The sequence below is a fragment of the Synechococcus sp. Cu2B8-bc1011 genome (assembly GCF_047302735.1).
GTDB lineage: Bacteria > Cyanobacteriota > Cyanobacteriia > PCC-6307 > Cyanobiaceae > Synechococcus_C.
In genome coordinates this window covers 36,627-57,895 of sequence record NZ_CP138915.1, presented here as the reverse complement: position 1 = coordinate 57,895, position 21,269 = coordinate 36,627, and the positions used below count along the sequence as shown (strand labels likewise).

19 protein-coding genes, 1 tRNA gene and 1 pseudogene are annotated in these 21,269 nt (G+C 54.3%); 8 read left to right on the top strand and 13 right to left on the bottom strand.

Annotation, left to right across the window (positions count from 1 at the left end):
- Nucleotides 1-56 precede the first annotated feature (56 nt).
- Nucleotides 57-563, top strand: coding sequence for an HIT family protein (locus SIC18_RS00290; RefSeq protein WP_048347200.1), 507 nt, complete (start codon nt 57-59; stop codon nt 561-563).
- A gap of 6 nt (nt 564-569) precedes the next feature.
- Here the strand turns inward: SIC18_RS00290 and SIC18_RS00285 are convergent, their stop codons facing one another.
- A complete protein-coding gene (locus SIC18_RS00285; protein ID WP_413429880.1) occupies nt 570-1,823 on the bottom strand; it encodes a DUF389 domain-containing protein in 1,254 nt (417 codons plus the stop codon).
- Nucleotides 1,824-2,015: 192 nt separating this feature from the next.
- Here SIC18_RS00285 and SIC18_RS00280 point away from each other — a divergent pair, with 192 nt between their 5' ends.
- A complete protein-coding gene (locus SIC18_RS00280) occupies nt 2,016-2,672 on the top strand; it encodes a phosphoribosyltransferase family protein (protein WP_084764072.1) in 657 nt (218 codons plus the stop codon).
- A 99-nt stretch (nt 2,673-2,771) separates the two neighbouring features.
- Here SIC18_RS00280 and SIC18_RS00275 read toward each other — a convergent pair.
- Nucleotides 2,772-2,844: transfer RNA gene (locus SIC18_RS00275), tRNA-Thr, on the bottom strand.
- Between the two features lie 41 nt (nt 2,845-2,885).
- On the opposite strand from SIC18_RS00275, the gene SIC18_RS00270 reads away from it, so the two are divergent.
- Entirely contained in the window at nt 2,886-3,143 is a 258-nt protein-coding gene (locus SIC18_RS00270) for a DUF3493 domain-containing protein (protein WP_071841233.1), read from the top strand.
- Between the two features lie 252 nt (nt 3,144-3,395).
- Here SIC18_RS00270 and SIC18_RS00265 read toward each other — a convergent pair.
- The 10 genes and pseudogenes from SIC18_RS00265 to SIC18_RS00220 form a co-directional block, all read right to left on the bottom strand.
- Nucleotides 3,396-3,908 (bottom strand): annotated as a pseudogene (locus SIC18_RS00265) (low-complexity tail membrane protein); the annotation flags it as partial.
- Nucleotides 3,908-7,291, bottom strand: coding sequence for a translation initiation factor IF-2 (infB, locus tag SIC18_RS00260; protein WP_413429879.1), 3,384 nt, complete (start codon nt 7,289-7,291; stop codon nt 3,908-3,910). The gene infB and the pseudogene SIC18_RS00265, both read right to left, overlap by 1 nt.
- 62 nt (nt 7,292-7,353) lie before the next feature.
- On the bottom strand, nt 7,354-7,635 hold the full coding sequence (locus SIC18_RS00255) for a YlxR family protein (RefSeq protein ID WP_048347195.1): 282 nt from the start codon (nt 7,633-7,635) through the stop codon (nt 7,354-7,356).
- Nucleotides 7,632-9,137 (bottom strand): transcription termination factor NusA, encoded by a 1,506-nt coding sequence (gene nusA, locus SIC18_RS00250; protein ID WP_250395643.1) that lies wholly within the window; start codon nt 9,135-9,137, stop codon nt 7,632-7,634. The genes SIC18_RS00255 and nusA overlap by 4 nt, the downstream gene beginning before the upstream one ends.
- A 56-nt stretch (nt 9,138-9,193) precedes the next feature.
- Nucleotides 9,194-9,661 (bottom strand): ribosome maturation factor RimP, encoded by a 468-nt coding sequence (rimP, locus tag SIC18_RS00245; RefSeq protein WP_413430591.1) that lies wholly within the window; start codon nt 9,659-9,661, stop codon nt 9,194-9,196.
- Nucleotides 9,662-9,775: 114 nt separating this feature from the next.
- Nucleotides 9,776-10,285 carry a hypothetical protein gene (locus tag SIC18_RS00240; RefSeq protein ID WP_250395642.1) on the bottom strand — a complete coding sequence of 170 codons (510 nt, stop codon included), beginning with the start codon at nt 10,283-10,285 and terminating at the stop codon, nt 9,776-9,778.
- A 17-nt stretch (nt 10,286-10,302) separates the two neighbouring features.
- A complete protein-coding gene (gene grrM, locus SIC18_RS00235) occupies nt 10,303-11,454 on the bottom strand; it encodes a cyclophane-forming radical SAM/SPASM peptide maturase GrrM/OscB (protein ID WP_048347192.1) in 1,152 nt (383 codons plus the stop codon).
- Nucleotides 11,448-11,762: a GrrA/OscA1 family cyclophane-containing rSAM-modified RiPP gene (gene grrA, locus SIC18_RS00230; RefSeq protein WP_048347191.1), complete on the bottom strand. Its 315-nt coding sequence runs from the start codon at nt 11,760-11,762 to the stop codon at nt 11,448-11,450. Before grrA ends, grrM begins: the two co-directional genes overlap by 7 nt.
- 38 nt (nt 11,763-11,800) lie before the next feature.
- Nucleotides 11,801-12,718, bottom strand: coding sequence for an extracellular substrate binding-like orphan protein GrrP (gene grrP, locus SIC18_RS00225; RefSeq protein WP_048347190.1), 918 nt, complete (start codon nt 12,716-12,718; stop codon nt 11,801-11,803).
- An 89-nt stretch (nt 12,719-12,807) separates the two neighbouring features.
- The gene (locus tag SIC18_RS00220; protein WP_048347189.1) at nt 12,808-13,080 is read right to left on the bottom strand and encodes a hypothetical protein; all 273 of its coding nucleotides are present in this window, start codon (nt 13,078-13,080) and stop codon (nt 12,808-12,810) included.
- 141 nt (nt 13,081-13,221) lie between these two features.
- Here SIC18_RS00220 and SIC18_RS00215 point away from each other — a divergent pair, with 141 nt between their 5' ends.
- Both SIC18_RS00215 and rpiA read left to right on the top strand, forming a co-directional pair.
- Nucleotides 13,222-14,352 (top strand): trypsin-like peptidase domain-containing protein, encoded by a 1,131-nt coding sequence (locus SIC18_RS00215; RefSeq protein WP_048347188.1) that lies wholly within the window; start codon nt 13,222-13,224, stop codon nt 14,350-14,352.
- A 37-nt stretch (nt 14,353-14,389) separates the two neighbouring features.
- Complete coding sequence (gene rpiA / locus SIC18_RS00210; RefSeq protein ID WP_048347187.1) at nt 14,390-15,106, top strand: ribose-5-phosphate isomerase RpiA; 717 nt, start codon at nt 14,390-14,392, stop codon at nt 15,104-15,106.
- A 6-nt stretch (nt 15,107-15,112) separates the two neighbouring features.
- Here rpiA and hisD read toward each other — a convergent pair whose 3' ends face one another.
- Entirely contained in the window at nt 15,113-16,435 is a 1,323-nt protein-coding gene (gene hisD / locus SIC18_RS00205) for a histidinol dehydrogenase (RefSeq protein ID WP_371190308.1), read from the bottom strand.
- A 108-nt stretch (nt 16,436-16,543) separates the two neighbouring features.
- On the opposite strand from hisD, the gene rpsT reads away from it, so the two are divergent.
- The 3 genes from rpsT (at nt 16,544) to rpoB (ending at nt 21,245) form a co-directional block, all read left to right on the top strand.
- Nucleotides 16,544-16,843, top strand: coding sequence for a 30S ribosomal protein S20 (gene rpsT / locus SIC18_RS00200; protein WP_048348307.1), 300 nt, complete (start codon nt 16,544-16,546; stop codon nt 16,841-16,843).
- Nucleotides 16,844-16,892: 49 nt separating this feature from the next.
- Nucleotides 16,893-17,678, top strand: a complete 786-nt coding sequence (locus SIC18_RS00195; RefSeq protein ID WP_250395197.1) for a TatD family hydrolase — start codon at nt 16,893-16,895, stop codon at nt 17,676-17,678.
- Nucleotides 17,679-17,951: 273 nt separating this feature from the next.
- On the top strand, nt 17,952-21,245 hold the full coding sequence (rpoB, locus tag SIC18_RS00190) for a DNA-directed RNA polymerase subunit beta (protein ID WP_413429878.1): 3,294 nt from the start codon (nt 17,952-17,954) through the stop codon (nt 21,243-21,245).
- The last annotated feature ends 24 nt before the right edge of the window (nt 21,246-21,269 follow it).

Here is a 21,269-nt window from a genome sequence, read left to right as displayed (position 1 = left end):
GCCATGACGCCCATTCCCAGAGGATTGGATGATGAGTGGATCTCTGTCATGACTTCATGGCATCCAATCCGAATCGAGCCGCTTCTCATGATTTGCCTGTTGGCTTGGAAGACTGCGCTATTTGTGCACTTCACTCCGATGTAGATCGTCTTTCCGAGGTGGAAATTTGGCGTAATCCTCTCTGGCTGCTGCGTCATCATCCCGATCCGTCCCCTTTGCTCGGATGGTGCTTGCTGGATGCCCGTCGTCATATTGCGGGTCCGATCGACTTTGTGGATGAGGAAGCACGTGAATGGGGCAACGTGGTTCAAAAAGCATCAAGGTTGATTCAGCACTTCACTGGTTGCGACAGGGTTTACGCCGTCGCTTTTGGTGAGGGTGCACGCCATCTTCACCTGCATCTCATCCCTCGGTTCCAGGAGGATCAGCGCAGTGCGGCATGGAGTGTGGCTGATCTGTATCGCGATGTCGAAGCAGGTCGAGAGCTCCCTGCTCAGATTGAAAATGTTCAAGAATTTCTTGTGGCTGCTCGCCTTCAAGCTCAGAACAGTTTCATGGCTTGATCGAAATTAATCCAGGGTTTGATCCGGAGTTTGACTGTCAAGAGGCAGTTCTGGTGCCTTGATTGCTTCGGGTTTAATTGTTGAGTTGAGAATGTTTTTATTGTCCTCCTTTGAGGATTGCATATTGTCGAGAAAAGGTAATTTCTCGATTATGGGTGCTTCTCTGAAAGGCCTCATTTTGTCAACGGGTTTTGTGTCCTTCAATGGCTGAGTCTTTGTGTGTGCATCGATGAGTTGTTTAGAGGGAGGGCCTTGAATGTTGGGCTGTTCTTTGGGGCCGACGATGTCAACAGCTGTGCGTTCCACGACAAGTCGAAATCGAACATCTTGCCGTTTATTGATTTCTTCTTGAACGGCTGAAACTTGTTTGAATGTTGGACGCTCTGGGTCTGCAACACGCACGATCACTCGGATGACAGGTGGGTTTTGATCCCAGTCAATGTCTACTTTCTCGATGTCAATCTTCTTTTTATCGCCAAAGGTTAAGGTCTCCCGCGTTAGGAATTGTGCAATGGTTTTTCCTACTGATTCGCGTGTGTTTTCGTTTTTCGCTTGGACAAGGAGATTGATAAAACTTGTCCCTAGCGGAATCAGTAATAAACCGGTGAGTGCAAAGCTTGCGGCTCCTAACTGGCTTCGCCTGAGTTCTTGGCGAAAGTAGGAATCTCTGCAGGCCATTAAGACCAATCCGCCGGTCAAGATTCCAAGAAGGTTGGTGGCAAATAGGAGGCCAGCTCCCAATGCGTCTTCCCAATCCGCATGGGATAGAAGAAGTCCCATCACACAGACAGGTGGTACGAGCGCAACTGCAATGGCCGTTCCTGCAAGTGAGCTCACGGCATCACTGCGAAGCTTGGCGTACGTGGCCAGTCCACCGGCCACAAGGGCGATCCCTAAGTCGAGAAGGTTTGGTGATATCCGCGCTTCGACTTCCGAGCCGAAATGAGGCAATCCGGCCAGCTTCCCCAGCACCATGGATAGGACAGCGGTAGCGCATACGCCCACCATCAACGTCCGCAAGGAACGGGTGAGTAGGGGAATGTCGCCAAAGAGCACGGCAAAAGCGGCAGCTCTTAGCGGCATGATCCATGGAGCCACGACCATCGCGCCGATCACGACGGCGGGGCTGTTGGCGAGTAAACCCAGAGTTGCGATGAGTCCCGCGCCGATACTCAGCACGATGAACACTTCATCAAGTGCTGCATCGCTGCTAAAGCTGCGTTTCATGCGATCGAGCTTGCTGGGTTCGATGCTGGCCATGAACTCTGGTTTAGATGGTTTCAGTTTGATGGCAGGTCAGCGCCAACATGAGTGCATCAACGGATGAACCATTGGTCGGTGTCTGCTCTCACCCAAATGGGTGATGGACTTGGACGCATTTCCATTTGTGAACCAGGGAAGCATCCATGTGGGTTTTGCCAACCTGTCGGTAGTGGTTAATTCATCGTTGCGATGTCTGCGAAGCAGAGACAGGAAATGACAAGACAAATCCTCGAATCAAGTGGAACGCTGATCGAAAATGACCACTTTGTGTATGCTTCAGGAGATCATGGCTCCGGATGGGTTGCTAAGGATCTTATTAACTTAAGGCCGGAACTTGCCCATCAGCTTGGTCAACTTTTGGGCGAAGAAATTCGAGATCAAGGCTTCAGGCCTGACGTGATTTGTGGCCCTGCTATTGGCGGTGTTATTTGTGCTCAATATGTAGCTTTGGCGCTTAAGACTCGTTGCGTATTTGCGGAGCGTCTGCTTGGTAAGACAGGAAAAACAGAAAAGTTTGAGATTAAGCGTGGATATGATGAGATTATTCGAGGTCAGTCTGTGCTGATTGTTGATGATGTTGTTAATACTGGGTTTTCAGTTCGTCTTACCTGTGAGGCAGTCGTTCAATCAGGCGGCCATCCGATCGGCATTGCGGCGTATGTGAATAGGGGCAATGTAGGGGCGGCAGATCTTGGGGTGGAGAATTTCATTTTTTTAGATGAAATTCTCCTTCCCTCCTGGCCCGCTGATGAATGCCCCCTTTGTCAAGCTGGGGTTCCAGTCAATGTGCGCTACGCGCATGGATCTGAATTCGTAGTCAGTGAACAGGTCCATCTGATGTCATGAGCTAACGCACACCGGTTGTGATCTTGCTCTCAGGCAGTCGAGCAATCAACAAAACCAGCTGCAGCACGGATTCCATGCTGAAACTGGGCTGCTCTCTGAAGCCGATGACCTGACTTGAACAGGCGACCCACGCTTTACGAAAGCGTTGCTCTACCAGCTGAGCTACATCGGCAGCTTTAGGAACTTAACATTTGCCATTGCGCTGTACAGGGTTTGAGCGACCACGACTCTCAAAGACAGTTGGATCCAGAATTAAAGGCGCGGCTCTTACAGGAGGCTCGCACTCCCTGGCGGACGCTACGGCGCTTGCTCTGGCTCGCTCTCTTCGCTTCCGGCGGCCTGGGTCTGTTCGTCATGACCTTCAAAGTCACTGCTGGAGACACTGTTGTCCTCGCTGACCTGGGGATCCAGATCGGCGCTGTTGTTTTGTTCGGCAGCTTGCTCTGGTTCGACCGCAGTCGAGAGCCCTGAATCTGGTGCCTTAGGGAGATTCAGTTCTTCTGCATTTGGGTCGTTCAAAGCGTTGGAGTCATGGTCTGAGATCTCCTCGTCTTCCACCTCCTTTGATGGCTCAGGAGGTGGAGGCGTCTCGATGGTTTTTTGAGGTTCCTTCGGTTCATCAATGGTTGATCTATTGATGTCTGCCCTGTCCAAATCCAACGCCTCCAGGCGAAGAAGATTCAACCCGAGTGAAAACCTTGAATCCTCAAGTTGTCGGTCACTCATCGCTATGGCCTCTTCAATGGCTCTTGAGGGACGAGTGAGAAGCCAGATGGATTGAATCAGCTGTTGCCATTGCCAAAAAATGACGGCCAGCAGTGGAGTGGCGATCAGCAGGCTTTGAAGGCGATGTTCACTTCTTAAAGGAGAAAAATCTGCAATCAACAGAGAGGAACGATCGATCCACCAGAACAACGCGAGCAAAAGAACTGCCCCTGCTGCCCCAATCAGCTTTAAGAGCAGGTTGTCCTGGCAGGAACTGATTTTTCGTTGCCAGGTTGTCCTCCCAATAAAGGATTGACGCACTAGGAGAAGGGAACCCCAATCAACAGGGCGTCTCCAGAGCAAGACTGCAGGCGCAACAACGGCGATCCCCCAGCAGAGAAGACGTTCCACCGAGGGCACCGGACCCAGATCCGATCCAGCCAAGATCAACCGAAGCAGCTGTAGCTCCAGTGGAATGGCTCCTATCGCCACCAACTGGAGCCAGAGAAGCGGCTCATTGCGGGGAGACATTAGGTGGCAAGCTTGCGGCGCTGGGTCACGAGCTTGTAGCCCTCAACGATGTCGCCGTCCTTCCAATTGGCGAAGCGATCACAGCCGATACCGCATTCGAACCCTGTGGCCACATCCTTGACGTCGTCTTTGTTGCGGCGTAGTGAATCGAGATCTCCAGCGAAGACGATTTCTTTGCCGCGACGCACGCGCACCTTGCAGTTCCGTTGAAGTTTTCCGGTTGTGACATAACAACCAGCCACAGCGCTCTTGCCGATCGTGAAAACGGCTCGAACCTCTGCTTCTCCAAGGGACTCTTCCACAAGTTCTGGTTCCAGGAGACCTTCCATGGCCAACTGGATGTCCTCCAGCAACTTGTAGATGACGTCGTAGTCGCGAACGTCAACGCCGTTTGCGTCTGCTGCTCGTTTTGCACCTGACGCCATGGAGGTGTTGAATCCAACGATCACAGCTCCTGAGGCTGCCGCTAGATCCACGTCCGTTTCCGTGACTTCGCCGGGAGCGGACAGCAGGACACGGACCTGGACCTCGTCCTTCGGTAGCTGTTCAAGCGAACCAAGGATCGCTTCCACACTGCCTTGAACATCGGCCTTGAGGATGAGATTGAGCTCTTTGAGCTCGCCCTCTTTGGCCTGGCCAGACATGGCCGTGAGTGATACGCGACGTGAGGCCATCTGTTGCGCCAGACGACTGGCGCGGGCATCGGAGGCACGATCGCCGACGACAGCGCGTGCTGACTTCTCATCGGGGTAGACCTCAAACTCGTCGCCTGCCGTGGGCACTTCGCTGAAACCAAGTGCTTCCACAGCACAGGAAGGACCTGCCTCTTTCAAACGGCCGCCGCCGTCATCCACCATGGCGCGCACTTTGCCGAGAACTGGGCCTGCGGCAAGGACGTCACCAGTGCGAAGCGTGCCGTTTTGAACCAGCAATGTGGCCACAGGACCTTTGGCCTTGTCGAGATGGGCCTCGATCACGGTGCCTTTTGCGAGTCGATCGGGGTTGGCCTGTAAATCCTCAACCTCGGTCACGAGGAGAATCATTTCAAGCAACTTGTCGATGTTTTCTCCGCGGAGGGCACTGACGGGCACCATCACCACATCCCCTCCCCAATCTTCCGCCAGTAGGTTCTGTTCAGAGAGTTCCTGTTTGACGCGATCGGGGGAGGCTCCCTCTTTGTCGATTTTGTTGATCGCCACAACAACCGGCACTTCTGCCGCCCGTGCATGGCTGATCGCCTCCAAGGTCTGAGGACGAACCCCATCGTCTGCTGCAACCACCAAGATGGCAACGTCAGTGACTTTGGTGCCTCGAGCACGCATGGCGGTGAACGCCTCGTGCCCTGGAGTGTCCAGGAAGGTGAGCCTCTGGGGGGAATCGTTGTGCTGAATCTCGACTTGATAAGCACCAATGTGTTGGGTGATTCCACCGGCTTCTCCAGCGGCGACGCGGGCTTGGCGGATCGCATCGAGAAGGCTCGTCTTCCCGTGGTCAACGTGGCCCATGACAGTGACCACGGGGGGACGGCGAATGAGATGAGCTCGGTCTTTGTCTTCGATCATCTCGACGGTCTTCTTGGCCGCCTCTTCGACATCATCCTGAAGAACAGGTACGCCGAATTCTTGTGCCACAGCTTCAATGGTTGGCATGTCCAAGGTCTGCGTGACCGTGGCAATGACACCTTTAAAGAACAGGGATTTGATGATTTCAGAGCTTTCGATGCTGAGCATGTCAGCGAGCTCTTGCACCGTCAGATTGTCCTCGGGGACCACGATCATCTCGGGCCGTACCTGTTTGGCCTCCCTAGCTGCACGTAGTTCCATCGCGCGACGACGCTGACGCTGACGTGCGGTTTCTTTACGCCGTTTCCTGATCGCAGCAACTGGCTTGGGAGCTGGCTTCTGCTTGGTTCTCGGCTTGGAAGGACGGGCCAAGCTGGCTGACAGCACCATCGCCTGGCGTTCACCAGCGAAGCCTCCGGTTTCAGCGGTTAAAGCATCATCGTTTTCGCCGATGATATGGACCTTCTGACGCTGTTTTTGGGGTGATTTACTGCGTAGCGCTTCCAGTTTTGCGCTGTCATCCCAGTCAGGCCGTCCAGGTCTGCGCTGACCACCAGCTCCTGGGCCAGGCCTGAAGCCTGGACGCCTCGGTGCTGATGGTGGAGTGGCGGTAGGACGTGAAACAGGAGGAGTGGCCTTAGCTCCACCAGCGGCAGCCTCGCCGCTACGCGTGGCAACAGGAGTGCCATCCACGCGTCTAGGCGGTGGTGCTGACGGACGGCTGTTTGGCTTTTGGAGCTGCATGAGCTCACCGGGGGCCACCGGCTTACGCATCCCTGGCATACCGCCAGGACGGGGGGCTCCAGGTCTTGGTGCACCAGAAGGACGTCCTTGTCCATCTCCACGGCCACCGGCACCATCGTTACTGCCGTCTCGGCGGATGGGTTTTCCGACTAACTCAAGGGAACTCGCACCTGAGCGAGGTTGCCCTGGTTTAGACGGTGCATTCCCAGGTCGCGTTGGGGCACCCGGACGTTGAGCGCCTGCAGGGCGTTGAGGCATGTTGGCGCGCTGGCCTGGAGGGCCGCTTGGCCGAGGACTCACGCCTGGGCGTTGTCCGATCTGACGAACGGGGGCGCCAGGAGCCGCCCGCTTTGGCTGTGGCCGTCCCACGAGCTCCGGTTTGGGAGCGGGTCTCGCCGGTGCCCCTCGATTCACCGGGGCTTTGGGTTGAGGACGGGCTGGCGGAGCGGTCGGTCGTGGGCTGCTGGCTTGGTTGCCAGGGCGCTTCACGGGTGATGTGCCTGTGGGGCGAGCCGGAGCAGGTGTCGGTCTGGTTGAGGTGGGCCTTGCCGGAGCTGAAGGGGCAGAGGCGGTTGGAGCGGGGGCTGACGCCTTTGGAGCGGCGGGCGCGGCCACGGGCTTGGGCCTTGGTGTGGGCGCAGAGGGTGCGGCCGCTACGGGAGTGCTTTGTCGGCTCACCGGCTTTTGTGGTGCTGCTTGACGCGACACGGGCTTCTGCACGATGAGAGGCAGTGGTGCCTCTGGCCGCGAAGGCGCAGAAGGTTTGGGTGATGGTTTTGCTGCCGTAGGAGCCGTAGGAGCCGCAGGTTTGCTGGGCATGGACGGGGCTGCTGGGCTGGATGCTTTTTTGACCGAGAGAATTGCTTTTCCAGGCGCGGGCTTCGCAGGAGCAGACGCGACTGGACTCCGACCTTGCTTTAAGAGGGTTCGGATTTTGCCGGCTTCTGTTTCGCTGATGGAGCTGCTGTGGCTCCTTGCGGCGATGGACAGCTTCTCGGCGGCATCCAGGACGTCTTTGTTCTCCAAGCCAAGGTCCTTGGACAACTCATAAATTCTGACTTTGCCGCTGCTGGTCATTCAGGTCTCCGGTCGGTCCGGGCACGGTGTGCCTCGGGGCTCCACACACGTGGTGCCAATGTTCATCTTGCCTCAGCGGCTGCAACCCGAGGTTCGGTGAGCCGCTCTTGCAGCGCCGTCATTACGTCTTCAGGAACCTGGCAACGCAGGGATTTCTGAAGCCTTTTGCGGCGGCGTGCCTCTTCAAAACAGGCCTCAGTCGGGCAGAGGTAGGCCGATCGGCCCATTCCCTGATCGAGGAGGACCCCTTCCTGATGGTCACGAATCACTCGCAAAAGCATGCTGCGATCGAGCAGCTGACGGCAGGCGACACAGCGACGGAGGACGGGGCGCGAAACGTTCACCGGGCTCCTTCCTCTTCATCGCTTGTGCTGGGGGCATCCTCAGAATCGAGCTCGTCGTCCAGTTGTTCAGGTTGTTCTGTGATCTGATCTTCAGCTTGCAATTCGGTCTCAGCTGTTTCGACTGACTCCTCTACGGCTTCGGCCACGGGTTCCTCGACCGCTGCTTCAGCATCCTCGTAATACTCTCCATCTTCGGTGTATCCCTCCTCGTCTTCGGGAAGCGGATACAGCTCACGAAGTCGAGCATCTTCCTCGGCCCTGGCTGCCTGTTCAACGGCTAAGCGCTCTTCCGCTTCACGTTGAAGGGCTTCTTCCTCTTCCCTTTGGGAGATGAGCTCAGCAACAACAGCATCCTCTGCGGTTTGGTCGTATTCCGTTGAGTTCTTGATGTCAATTTTCCAACCCGTTAATCGAGCTGCAAGACGAACATTCTGACCTTCTCGACCGATGGCAAGACTGAGTTGATCGGGCGGCACCAACACATGGGCATGTTGCCCTTCGGGATCAACAAGACGCACAACTTCGACGCGAGCTGGACTCAGCGAGTTGGCGATGTACTGGCTGGGGTCTTGGGACCAGCGGATGACATCAATTTTTTCGCCACGGAGTTCATTCACGACTTGTTGAATGCGTGATCCCCGGGCTCCGATGCACGCTCCAACAGGATCGACCTCTCTCTCGATGCTGTCGACAGCCACCTTGGTCCGAGGCCCGACCGATCTCGATGGTGGATTGGCTTCACGGGCAACGGCAACGATGCGTACCGAGCCCTCTTGGATCTCAGGAACTTCATTTTCGAAGAGATAAACCACCAGCCCTGCATTGGCTCGACTCACAAAGAGTTGAGGTCCACGGCGAGGCACTTCGCTGACCTCTTTAAGAAAGACTTTGAAGGTGGCGTTGGCGCGGTAGTTGTCGTTGGGGAGCTGATCGCGCCTGGGCAATTCAGCTTCGACCTCGGGACGGCCAAGACCCGAACTCACGGCCATGATGATCGATTGACGCTCGAATCGAATCACGCGAGCAGTCAGGACTGGATCTTCGAGATCAGCAAATTCCTCTTGGATCATCCGTCGCTGTTGATCGCGCAGCTTCTGAGCCAAAACTTGTTTGGTCGTGGCAGCTGCCATGCGACCGAAATCCTCTTTCTCGGGAGTGACATCGAGTACGACAGTGTCGCCGGCCTGGGCGTCTTCAGCCACTTGCATGACCTCGGCCAAGGCGATTTGGTGGTCTTCGCTTTCAACCTCATCAACAATGATTTTGCTGGCGAGAACCCGATAGCCCTCTTCGTCTAAATCGAGGGCGACATCAAAATTGCTGAAATATTCTTCATCGAAAGGATCTTCACTAATCCCTAAATAAAGGGTGCGCCGATAGCGCTCATAGCCTTTTAAAAGTGCTTCCCGTAAGGCAGCCTCAACGACCTGAGGGGCGAGTTTCTTTTCCTCGCTGATGTCTTCGATCAGGTTGCTGAGGCCGGGGAGAAGGACGAGAGCCATCGAGGACGGGAATGAAAGTCTTGGAGGAGAGTGAGGTTGGAAGAGGCTTGGAGGGGTCAGCCAGTAGGACTAGTGAGCTCAACAGAAATCACGGAGTCCCGCGAGATCTGTTTAATTCGCCCGTGAATACTGATCTTGATGTGGTCTTCCGTTCGCTCTAAAAGGGTCCCGGAATGTTTCTTTTCAGTCCCCTCAGCGTCACGGTGAATCACGTCGACCGGATAGCGACGAAAAGTCTGGAAATCGCGATCCGATTGAAGATGTTCTCCGATCCCTGGACTACTGATCTCCAGGACATAAGCCTCGTTGAGAACAGCAGCCTTTTCCAGGGCTTCTCCCATCGGTGCACTGAAAGCAGCACAATCATCCAAGGTCACATCGTCTCCGCTGGAACGGCGAATTTGGATCAGCACCGTCATGGGTTGCATGTGGGCTAGGACCTGCAAATCAGCCAGCTCGAACCCGTGGTCTACGGCTATGGCAGAGGCCAATTCCTTTAGATCTGGGAGCAGAGGATGGGGCAAGAACAATCGGAGGGAGAGTCGGGCATTGGCCCGATGGTTGATGCTGCGATCACCCTCCCGGAGAGAGGAACTCACCAGGCCAAACAACAATGTAGTTGATTGACCTTTCATGCATCAGTCGCAACCCTGTACCGAAATGCGGTAACTGAATCCGGTTGCTCCAGGATCGTTGCCAGCACCAACTTTGAAGTTCACCTGGCTAACAGCTTTCCCCTGAGGAGTCTGGAATGGACCGAACTGAGCTCCGGTTCCTGTTGGTGGCTTCATGAATTCTTTGACAACTCTTAAATTGCTGCCGTCCGAAAATTTCAGAAAGGCTTCGATTGGATAAGAGCCAGGGTTGCTATCCGTCGAGTCTGCTGTGAAGAAGAGTTTGTAAGAGGCAAAAGGTTGGTTCACGACAAAGTCGGTATTCCAGTTCGTACGACCTAGCAATGCTTTGTTGCGTTGAACTCTCTTTTTGACGATGTAGGGCTTAGGACCATCGCCATTGCCACCGATTGGCATGAGGAATGTGCAACCTGCGTGAGCAACTGGTGCGTGAGCAAAAATGAGCGATGAGCAAGCTACGACGACGCCGATAGCTGATGCAGATCGATGGCTTTTGCGTGTGAGTGAAAACATATTTGCTATTGAAATAGTTAAGGTGTTTTTACACCCTGGGTTTCAATTTGTTCGAGAAGAACGTTCACTGGGATTTGGGTTGAAAAACGGCAGGCACAGGTTTCACTAGAGGCCAAGGTTCCATGCTCCCAGTACTTGTTGCTTCCAGTTCCGCCGCCGCAGAAGCCGTAGTAGTCACATTGATCACGGCAAAGCGTTGTCCCAATGGTCATGTCTTGAAGCAATTGGCGAAATGTCTCGGTTTCAGCGGCACCGACGAGGGATTGATCACGAATATTTCCTAAATTGAACAATCCATATTTCTTGGTTTCCACGGAGAGGAGTTCAGGATCAAAAGTGGAAAAATTGCCTGCTGAATCCACACTCAAGATCGAATATGGGCGATTCATTTCGTTCTGAAGCAGTCTTTGCCCACTGGCCATCATCTCAGTGATTTGATCGAATTCACGCAGGCGAATCGGAAAACCGTCCCTTTGATTGCACTCCCAAAAACATTTTAAGAAGTTGTGATATTGCTTTTCTCGGCTTAGTCCCTGCATGGAAGAGCTGGCGTTAATACCTTCTTGCTCTTCGACATTGAAGCCGAGATCCTGAATTCCATTGTCACGGAAAAAGGAGTACATCCTCTCTGGATCTTCGATGGCCGCACTCGTGAGTACAGCGATCGCATGGATAGGAATCGCGTGATCTTGAAGTTTTCGAATGCCACGCATTGTTAGAGCATGAGATCCAATGCCATTGCGAAAACGGCGATGGGAATCATGGATCTCTTCTGGCCCGTCAACGCTCACACCTACAACAATTTGATTGCGCTGAAAGCATTCACACCAGGCGTCGTTGATCAACGTCGCATTGGTTTGCACATGCTGCTCAATCTGAACCCCTTGCTCCTGCAGCTCAGCTGTTTGCTCACGCACGATGGCACTTGCCTCGTCGTAAAAGCTGCAAGGCAGCGTCAGTGGTTCGCCAGCATGCCAGAGGATTGAAAGCTGAGGGCCCCAAAAGGGGCTCTCATACACCCTGTTCAGCAAAACAGGTAATTGATTGAGATCAAAGATCCGTCGTTTCTGGCGATCAGGCAAGTAGCAGTAACTGCAATCAAGGTTGCAGAGCGATGTGGCCTGAATCACCAAGAGGCCGATGGGTCCGTAATCAGCGTGGTTTACCAATTGGCGAAACCTGCGCGATAGCCATTGGCGAAGCCCCTTCCGCCCCCGTTGCCAAAGGCACGTCCACGGCCACCACCGTTGCCCCAGGCGCGGCCGTTGCCATTGCCCCATGCTCGAGCAATGGTCTGGCCATCGTTGTGATGACTGACTCCTAATCGCTCCCAAGTGTCACTCGAGAGCTTCTCAATGCGCTGTTCCAGAGCATTCCCTAGATCGGGCTCGCTGAGAACAGCTGAGTGCGAGGCGTCTGTCAGGACAGAGCTTGACGCGAGAATTGCAGCGATGCTGAGGAGGGTTGTTTTGTTCATGAGTGACGTGAAATTTGAACGCTTTTAGGAATATGGGCTCAGGAGCCTTTGGATAATTCAGCTGTCGTTGCGAGCACGATGGTGAAGAAATCGCCGATCATGTTTTCGCTGAGCCCAACCTGACTATCAGGACCAATCCACTTGTTGACGGCTGTGCGTACGTCTTCGTTGTCGTCCACATAAGCGGTCAGCATCTGACCGATGGCCAAGTTGCTGTAATTCAGTAGGTGAGGAGTGGTGTCCGCAATCACACAGCCGACGCTGGATCTTGCGTAAGGGAATGTGGGGACCAGATCAGCATCCGGAGCCGTTGCCTCTCGACTGGCTTTCAGCCAGAGGGTGTCCCCACCGAGGAATTCAATTGTTCCGTCCTTAAGGCCTGCAAGAGCCTCTGTAGGGGTCGCGAAGAATTGGAACTGGGCGTCATCAACGGATTTAGCCAGGACTGCCGCTGCAGCCGTGTCTTTCACGACACCAATTGTTTTTCCTTTAAGGCTGTCTGGTGTTCCGTCATTCCCTTTGGGAGCTAAAACACGCGTGCCGCTTGTTGCGAAGGGCAAGCTGTAGGTAAGCGTTCTTTGTCTCTCCCAAGTGAAGGCAACGCCACAAGCGATATCAGCTTCTCCGGAACGAATTTTGTTCAGTCCATCCTGAGCAGACTTGATGGAAACAGGCTCGATCACAATGTCATCGGACTTGTTTTCTGGAGCTGATTTCAGCTGATCGCGGATGGCATTAAGCACCACGAAAGAAAGCCCTTCGTATTTGCCATCTTTCTCGTCAACCATGGGAAGCACATCGTCCACAACGACGGCTCTCAGCTTTCCGGTCTCAAACACATTGCCTGTTTGGCCTGACGCCTCTGTGTCACTCGTGGGAGCAGACTTTTGGCAGGCCACAAGGCCAACAGCTGTGAGCGCGATCAGGCCGGTAGCGGCCGCTTTAAAAAAGCGCATGATCGTGAGTTGATGACGTACCTAGAGGTACTAATAGACACGACCTTGGGAGGTGTGCCAATCAAGGATTTGATCATGCACGATTGGGATCAGCTTTCAGCCTTGACGCCTCCGGCTTCGACAGGAGCGATTTCTTCGTAGCGATCACCAGGCTTTTCGGTGCCTCGTTGGGATGCGTCTTGGTTGATGCAAGCTGTCTTTTGTTCGTCTGTTTTGAGGTACTGACACACGCGAGCCCAAAGTTTGCTGCGGCTCCCAGTGGCACCACGACTGAACAAAACCTCGTCTCCTTGATCAGCGTTTTCGTTGATCTCGATCTGACAGAGCTCGCATCGAAGTGGCGCTTTTGACGGCACGGTCATGGCTCTGGGGAGATGAAAGAGTTGATCAAACTAATGCCGTGCTTCCTCTGAAAGTGAGTTGAACGATGCGGGTGCTCCGTTCTCCAGAGCGGGGCCACTAGCGTGAGAATCCCCACGTGTTCCTGATCTTTGGCCGCCGGCATGAAGGTTTTCCAAATCATTCGCTGTTGTTGCCTGACAGCCCTTCTGGTCACGTCTTGCTTTGGCAGCCTTCCCGTTCAGGCTGCTGATCTCTCCTTTACTGCCAACGGGCACAGCTTTGTTGCCAATGCAGTCCGGGATGTGGCGCCGTCGGTCGTAAGGATTGACACCGAACGCTTGATCGAGCGGCAGCCTTTTGATCCGAATCTGATTGATCCTCTGCTGCGTGATCTCCTGGGAGAACCTGGCTATGGAATTGGCCCTGAGCGACAGAGGGGTCAGGGGTCAGGGGTTGTGATCGATGGACATGGTCTGGTTTTGACCAATGCCCACGTTGTTGATCAAGTCAGCACTGTCAATGTGACCTTGTCCGATGGGGAACAGAGAGACGGGGAAGTGATTGGTCAAGATCCGGTCACCGATCTCGCGCTGGTCCGACTGTCTGGACGAGCTCTTCCCTCCCCGGCAACCTTGGGGGACTCTGAGGCCTTGGAGGTTGGTGATTGGGCGATTGCTTTAGGTACTCCCTTTGGCTTGGAGCGAACGGTCACGTTGGGCATTGTCAGCAGTCTTCATCGCAATATCAGCAGCCTCGGTTTTTCCGATAAGCGTCTGGATCTGATTCAGACCGATGCAGCCATTAACCCTGGTAATTCAGGCGGGCCGCTCGTGAATGCTTCCGGTGAAGTGATTGGCATCAACACGCTGGTTCGCTCTGGTCCAGGGGCCGGATTGGGATTTGCGATCCCGATCAATTTGGCCTCCCGAGTCGCTGATCAACTCCAGAAGGACGGTGAGGTTGTACATCCCTACTTAGGCGTCCAACTTGTTCCTCTCACCGCTCGGATTGCGCGCGACCATAACCGTGATCCCAATGCTCTCGTTGAATTGCCTGAACGCTCCGGTGCCTTGGTGCAATCAGTTCTTCCCGATAGCCCTGCTCAACGGGCTGGATTGAGACGAGGTGATCTCATTGTTCAAGCTGGCGACGACACCATTCGAGATCCTCAGGATTTGTTGAAACAGGTGGACCAAGCTGAAATTGATCAGCCCTTGCTGTTGCAGGTTCTTCGCAATGGGGGAGATCTGCAGCTGTCGGTGAAACCGGCTCCTTTGCCAGGAATGAGCTGAGAGCTCTTGCTACGGTCTCGCCCTCAGCAGCTGATCGATGTCGGATCTCCAAACTCAAATGAAGCAAGCCGTCGCGGAGGCGGCCGTTGCGCAGATTCGTGACGGCATGGTGGTGGGCCTCGGTTCTGGGTCCACTGCCGCTTTGATGATTCAAGGCCTCGGGGCACGACTTGCAGCAGGTCAGCTCCATGACATCGTCGGCGTGACCACCTCGTTTCAAGGAGAGGTGCTTGCCGCTGAGTTGGGGATTCCTCTGCGTGCTTTGAACGCCATTGATCGCATTGATTTAGCGATTGATGGTGCTGATGAAGTGGATCCTTCCTTTCAGTTGATCAAAGGTGGCGGTGCCTGCCATGTACAAGAAAAGCTTGTTGCTGCCCGAGCAGAGCGTTTCATTGTCGTGGTTGATTCCACAAAGCTTGTTCAGCGTTTAAATCTCGATTTCTTACTCCCAGTTGAAGTGCTTCCAGGAGCATGGGTGCAAGTTCAATCCCAGCTCAAAGCAATGGGAGGAGTTGCCGAATTGCGTATGGCAACCCGTAAAGCTGGCCCAGTGGTGACCGACCAGGGCAACCTTGTTTTGGATGTGCGATTTGAGGATGGAATCTCTGATCCGATTGCCCTCGAGCGTGAGATCAACAATCTTCCTGGTGTTTTGGAGAACGGCCTCTTCGTCAACCTTGCTGACGAAGTTCTCGTTGGTGAAATCAAGGATGGCGTTGCTGGAGTCCGAAGTCTTGAGCGTGTGGTGTAAGACCGCTTACTGAAGACGGATCCGTACCGAATTGGCATGGCTGTGGAGACCTTCGCTGATGGCCAAGGTCTCCACAGCCACCCCGGTTGCATCAAGGGCTTCCTTGTTGAACTCGATGAGCGAGGTGTGACTCATAAACGTCTCCACGCTGAGGGCACCGCTAAACCGAGCGGCGCCGCAGGTGGGGAGTGTGTGGTTAGGACCGGCTAAGTAGTCTCCGACCGCCTCTGGACTCCATGGGCCAATAAAAATGGCACCTGCGTGGTTGATGCGGTCAGCCATCATTCTTGGTCGCTCGACAAGGAGTTCCAGGTGCTCTGGGGCGAAGCGATCGCTGAGACTTGCGCACTGTTCAAGGCTGTCGCAAGTCACAATCACTCCCCATTGGCTTAAGGATTGCCGGCAAATGCTCTCGCGAGGATGGGACGCCAACTGACGTTCGATCTCTGCAGGGACGGATCGAGAGAGCTCCTTTTCCGTTGTGAGCAGGATGGCTGCTGCCAGTGGGTCATGTTCTGCCTGAGCGAGGAGGTCGGCCGCCACCTGCTCTGATTTGGCCGTTTGGTCGGCGATCACCAAGACTTCACTTGGACCTGCAAGAGAATCGATGCCTACCTGGCCATAGACCGATTTTTTGGCCAACGTCACGAAAAGGTTTCCTGGTCCACTGATGACATCAACCTTCTGGACGGTTTCTGTTCCGTAGGCAAGAGCTGCGATTGCTTGTGCACCGCCAACTCGATAAACCTCCCTGATCCCAGCAATGTGAGCGGCTGCAAGAACTGTGGTGTTGATCAATCCGCTGGACCCAGCAGGGGTGACCATCGCGATTCGCTTTACGCCTGCAGCTTTTGCAGGCACGGCATTCATCAAAACTGTGCTGGGGTATGCAGCTCTGCCCCCTGGGATGTAAAGGCCTGCTGCATGGACTGGGCGCCAGCGGCGACCGATCTGCTCTCCATGAACACCAGAAACGCTGAGGTCAGAGGGACGTTGCCGCTGGTGAAAGTCTTGGATGCGTCTGTGCGCGAGATCTAAGGCATCACGAAGGTTGGCTGGCGTGTCATTCCAGGCTTGTTCCAGTAGGCCTGGGTCGATACGAAGAGGTTCTGGGCGGAAGCCATCAAATTTCTCTGTGAGGCTTATGAGAGCTTGATCTCCCTCCCTTTTGACCTGCTCCAAAATCTCTTGCACCCGTAGCTCCGCTTCTCGCTGGGTCGCTCCGGTTGTTCTTGTCGCGATCCGATCGAGTTCTTGTTCAGCTTGCGCCGCGGTGCTGATGCAACGCATGAGACCGGCAGGCGGATGCTCATTGCTCAGCACTGTCATCTCCTGATTGACGTTCGTCCTCAAACTAAATGGCCCTTGAAGCATGTGCTCGATGATTTGCAGGGCGGTGGGTTATGGTCACGGATTGTTGAACTGAAATCCGGCTCTGTGGCCAATAACAAGTCATCGAAGAAGCGCGTCGAGATCGGCGAGCGCAATCGCTTACAGAACAAAGCGTATAAATCAGCGCTTCGTACTCTCATGAAGCGCTGTTTCACTGCCTGCAGTGCCTACAGCGAGGCCCCAGGAGATGAGGCTAAAACCACGCTGACAACCAGCCTGAATGCAGCATTCAGCAAAATTGATAAAGCGGTCAAGCGTGGTGTGATGCATCGCAATGCCGGAGCTCATCAAAAGTCTCGTTTGAGTACTGCCGTCAAGCGCGCTATTGAGCCAAGCGTTAGTTGATCTCCCCCCGGCACAATGGGCCTGAAGGCGCGTTTCAGGTCCTGATCTGATGTCCACACCCACCCTGATCGACAGTCACTGTCACATCGTTTTCCGCAATTTTGAGGAGGATCTTGATGAGGTGGCTTTTCGATGGAGAGAGGCAGGTGTTACTGCCTTGCTGCATGCCTGCGTTGAGCCTTCGGAGATTCCGGCGATTCGTTCGTTAGCTGACCGTTTCCCTGAGATGCGTTACTCCGTTGGAGTGCATCCTCTCGATACGGAACATTGGGCTGCCGATACCGTTGAAGTTTTAAGCGCTGCTGCCAAGGACGATTCACGTGTGGTGGCGATCGGGGAGCTTGGCCTCGATCTGTTTCGAGACAAGAATCTCGATCAGCAGTTGTCCGTGCTTAAGCCTCAACTGGATCTCGCTGTGGAGCTGGATCTACCCGTGATTGTTCATTGCCGCGATGCAGCTGAACCGATGCTGGCTGAACTACGAGAGAGACAACTCAGAGGCAATTGCCCGCGGGGAGTGATGCATTGTTGGGGTGGGACGCCATCTGAAATGGCCGCATTCCTCGACTTTGGCTTCTACATCAGTTTCAGTGGCACGGTCACCTTCCCGAAAGCTGTCGACACGCATATCTGCGCCAAAGACGTACCTCAGGACCGATTTCTTGTTGAGACTGATTGCCCATTCCTTGCCCCAGTCCCCCGGCGCGGCAAGAGAAATGAACCTGCTTTTGTGGCATCAGTTGCCGAGCGAGTGGCTGAACTGAGGGGGCAGACTGTGGTGGAAGTGGCGGATGCCAGCACTGCGAATGCCAGACGCTTGTTCGCCCTTCCCTGACAAAAAGGCTGCTTTAGTGGAGGTGGAAGTGTACGATGTTCAATCGGCCTGGCCAAGATGCAGTTTCTGTGTTTTCGGCCCCAGAAGCGTCCATTTCCTTCCGGTTCATTGACGACGTCATCTGTTCAGACCAAAAACCTCTAGAGCCATGGAGTACGGCAGTCGTTCCTTGATTGGGATGGCTGCCTCTTCTTGTGGTGATGAGATTTGGATTTTTGAAGATTTGACGATCCTTCAGGCCTTTGTTCCCACTTTTCAACTGCAGGTCTCCGCATGAGCAGCAGCGCGATTCAAGTCGCCAAGACCGTCACCTACCTTCCCGATTTGGTAGAGGTGCAGCGGGCAAGTTTTAAGTGGTTTCTGGATAAGGGTCTGATCGAGGAGCTGGAGAGCTTCTCACCCATTACGGATTACACCGGCAAGCTGGAGCTGCACTTCGTCGGCAGTGAGTATCGGCTGAAGCGTCCCCGGCATGATGTTGAAGAGGCAAAACGTCGAGATGCGACCTTCGCGTCTCAGATGTATGTAACTTGCCGTTTGGTCAATAAAGAAACGGGTGAGATTAAGGAGCAAGAAGTTTTTATTGGAGAACTTCCATTGATGACTGAACGTGGAACGTTCATCATCAATGGTGCTGAGCGGGTCATCGTCAACCAGATTGTTCGTAGCCCTGGCGTTTATTTCAAGGATGAGCAGGATAAAAACGGTCGTCGTACTTACAACGCAAGCGTGATCCCTAATCGTGGAGCTTGGTTGAAGTTTGAGACGGATAAAAACGACCTGCTCCACGTTCGTGTTGACAAAACACGCAAAATCAATGCCCACGTTTTGATGCGTGCGATGGGACTGTCCGACAACGATGTTGTCGACAAGCTCAGGCACCCCGAGTACTACAAAAAATCGATCGAGGCCGCGAACGACGAGGGCATTAGTTCAGAGGATCAGGCTCTCCTTGAGCTCTACAAAAAGCTGCGTCCAGGTGAACCACCTTCTGTGAGCGGTGGCCAGCAGCTGTTGCAGACCCGCTTTTTTGACCCCAAGCGTTACGACCTAGGACGTGTGGGTCGTTACAAGATCAATAAAAAGCTTCGGCTCACGATTCCCGATTCGGTCCGCACCCTCACCCATGAGGATGTCCTGTCCACCCTCGATTACCTCATCAATCTCGAACTTGATGTTGGTGGAGCAAGTCTTGACGACATTGACCACCTGGGCAATCGTCGTGTTCGCTCTGTGGGAGAGCTTCTTCAGAACCAGGTTCGAGTTGGCTTGAATCGGCTTGAGCGGATTATCAAGGAGCGGATGACAGTTGGTGAAACCGACTCACTCACTCCTGCTCAATTGGTGAATCCCAAGCCGCTTGTGGCGGCGATTAAGGAGTTCTTCGGCTCCAGCCAGTTGAGCCAGTTCATGGATCAGACGAATCCCCTCGCTGAGCTCACCCACAAACGCAGGATTTCGGCTCTTGGCCCAGGCGGCCTCACCCGTGAACGCGCAGGCTTTGCTGTTCGAGATATCCACCCTTCTCATTACGGTCGACTTTGTCCGATTGAAACCCCAGAAGGCCCGAACGCTGGTCTTATCAACTCTTTGGCTACCCATGCCCGAGTCAACGAATATGGCTTTATCGAGACTCCGTTCTGGAGAGTCGAGAACGGAGTCGTTCAAAAGAGTGGAGACCCGATTTACCTCTCTGCGGACCTCGAAGATGAGTGTCGCGTTGCTCCCGGTGACGTTGCCACGGATGCAGATGGCCAAATCTTGGCTGAGCTAATCCCCGTTCGCTACAGGCAGGACTTCGAAAAAGTTCCGCCTGAGCAGGTCGATTATGTGCAGCTGTCCCCGGTGCAAGTGATTTCAGTGGCAACGTCACTGATTCCTTTCCTGGAACATGACGATGCCAACCGTGCCTTGATGGGGTCCAACATGCAGCGTCAGGCGGTGCCTTTGCTCCGTCCGGAGCGACCTCTCGTTGGGACTGGCCTGGAAACTCAGGTGGCTCGTGACTCAGGCATGGTCCCCATTTCACGAGTGAACGGGACCGTGACCTTCGTTGATGCCACGGCGATCGTGGTGCGAGATGAAGAGGGCTACGACCACACGCATTTTCTGCAGAAATACCAGCGCTCTAACCAAGACACCTGCCTGAACCAACGCCCTATCGTTCGACAGGGTGATCCGGTGATCATCGGGCAAGTTCTTGCTGATGGTTCAGCTTGTGAGGGCGGAGAAATTGCTCTTGGTCAGAATGTTCTGATCGCCTACATGCCTTGGGAGGGTTACAACTACGAGGATGCAATCCTTGTGAGTGAACGTTTGGTTAATGATGATCTTTATACTTCCGTTCATATTGAGAAGTATGAGATTGAGGCCCGTCAGACTAAATTAGGGCCTGAAGAGATCACCCGTGAAATCCCCAACGTTGCCGAAGAAAGTCTCGGTAACCTCGATGAGATGGGGATTATTCGGATCGGTGCCTTTGTGGAGAGTGGAGACATTCTCGTTGGCAAAGTCACTCCGAAAGGTGAATCTGATCAGCCTCCCGAAGAAAAACTGCTGCGTGCAATTTTCGGCGAGAAAGCACGTGATGTCCGAGACAATTCTTTGCGCGTACCCAGTACCGAACGTGGCCGTGTCGTCGACGTAAGGATTTACACCCCTGAACAGGGTGATGAGCTACCCCCTGGCGCCAACATGGTGGTGAGGGTGTATGTGGCCCAGCGCCGCAAAATTCAGGTCGGCGACAAAATGGCTGGTCGCCACGGCAACAAGGGCATTATCAGTCGCATTCTTCCCCGTGAAGACATGCCGTACTTGCCTGATGGCACTCCAGTGGACATCTGTCTGAACCCCTTGGGTGTGCCGAGTCGCATGAACGTGGGGCAGGTCTTTGAGTTGTTGATGGGTTGGGCGGCTGCCAATCTCGATTGCCGCGTCAAAATCGTTCCCTTCGACGAGATGTATGGCCCTGAGAAGTCGCAACAAACAGTTCAGGCTTACCTCAAGGAAGCGGCAAGTCAGCCAGGAAAAGATTGGATCTACAACCCCGAAGATCCAGGAAAACTATTACTGCGCGATGGACGAACTGGCGAACCTTTTGACCAACCTGTGGCGGTTGGATATTCCCACTTCCTGAAGCTGGTACACCTGGTGGACGACAAGATCCATGCGCGCTCCACTGGCCCTTACTCCTTGGTGACTCAGCAGCCATTGGGTGGTAAAGCCCAGCAAGGTGGACAGCGTTTGGGTGAAATGGAGGTGTGGGCACTTGAGGCCTACGGAGCCGCCTACACGTTGCAGGAGCTGCTCACTGTCAAGTCGGACGACATGCAGGGACGCAACGAAGCTCTCAACGCCATCGTGAAAGGTAAGCCGATTCCTCGTCCGGGAACACCTGAGTCCTTCAAGGTGCTGATGCGCGAACTCCAATCTCTTGGTCTGGATATCGCTGTATTCACTGACGAGGGCAAAGAAGTGGACCTGATGCAAGACGTGAATCCTCGCCGCAGTACCCCAAGCAGACCCACCTATGAGTCCCTAGGCGTCGCCGATTACGACGAGGACTGACGGATCAACGAACGAAACGACACA

Coding starts and splice junctions, on each gene's coding strand:
- SIC18_RS00290 (WP_048347200.1), top strand. CDS start 57: ATGGCATCCAATCCGAATCGAGCCGCTTCTCATGATTTGCCTGTTGGC.
- SIC18_RS00285 (WP_413429880.1), bottom strand. CDS start 1,823: ATGGCCAGCATCGAACCCAGCAAGCTCGATCGCATGAAACGCAGCTTT.
- SIC18_RS00280 (WP_084764072.1), top strand. CDS start 2,016: ATGTCTGCGAAGCAGAGACAGGAAATGACAAGACAAATCCTCGAATCA.
- infB (WP_413429879.1), bottom strand. CDS start 7,291: ATGACCAGCAGCGGCAAAGTCAGAATTTATGAGTTGTCCAAGGACCTT.
- nusA (WP_250395643.1), bottom strand. CDS start 9,137: ATGGCTCTCGTCCTTCTCCCCGGCCTCAGCAACCTGATCGAAGACATC.
- SIC18_RS00240 (WP_250395642.1), bottom strand. CDS start 10,285: ATGTTTTCACTCACACGCAAAAGCCATCGATCTGCATCAGCTATCGGC.
- grrA (WP_048347191.1), bottom strand. CDS start 11,762: ATGAACAAAACAACCCTCCTCAGCATCGCTGCAATTCTCGCGTCAAGC.
- grrP (WP_048347190.1), bottom strand. CDS start 12,718: ATGCGCTTTTTTAAAGCGGCCGCTACCGGCCTGATCGCGCTCACAGCT.
- SIC18_RS00220 (WP_048347189.1), bottom strand. CDS start 13,080: ATGACCGTGCCGTCAAAAGCGCCACTTCGATGCGAGCTCTGTCAGATC.
- SIC18_RS00215 (WP_048347188.1), top strand. CDS start 13,222: ATGAAGGTTTTCCAAATCATTCGCTGTTGTTGCCTGACAGCCCTTCTG.
- rpiA (WP_048347187.1), top strand. CDS start 14,390: ATGTCGGATCTCCAAACTCAAATGAAGCAAGCCGTCGCGGAGGCGGCC.
- hisD (WP_371190308.1), bottom strand. CDS start 16,435: ATGACAGTGCTGAGCAATGAGCATCCGCCTGCCGGTCTCATGCGTTGC.
- SIC18_RS00195 (WP_250395197.1), top strand. CDS start 16,893: ATGTCCACACCCACCCTGATCGACAGTCACTGTCACATCGTTTTCCGC.
- rpoB (WP_413429878.1), top strand. CDS start 17,952: ATGAGCAGCAGCGCGATTCAAGTCGCCAAGACCGTCACCTACCTTCCC.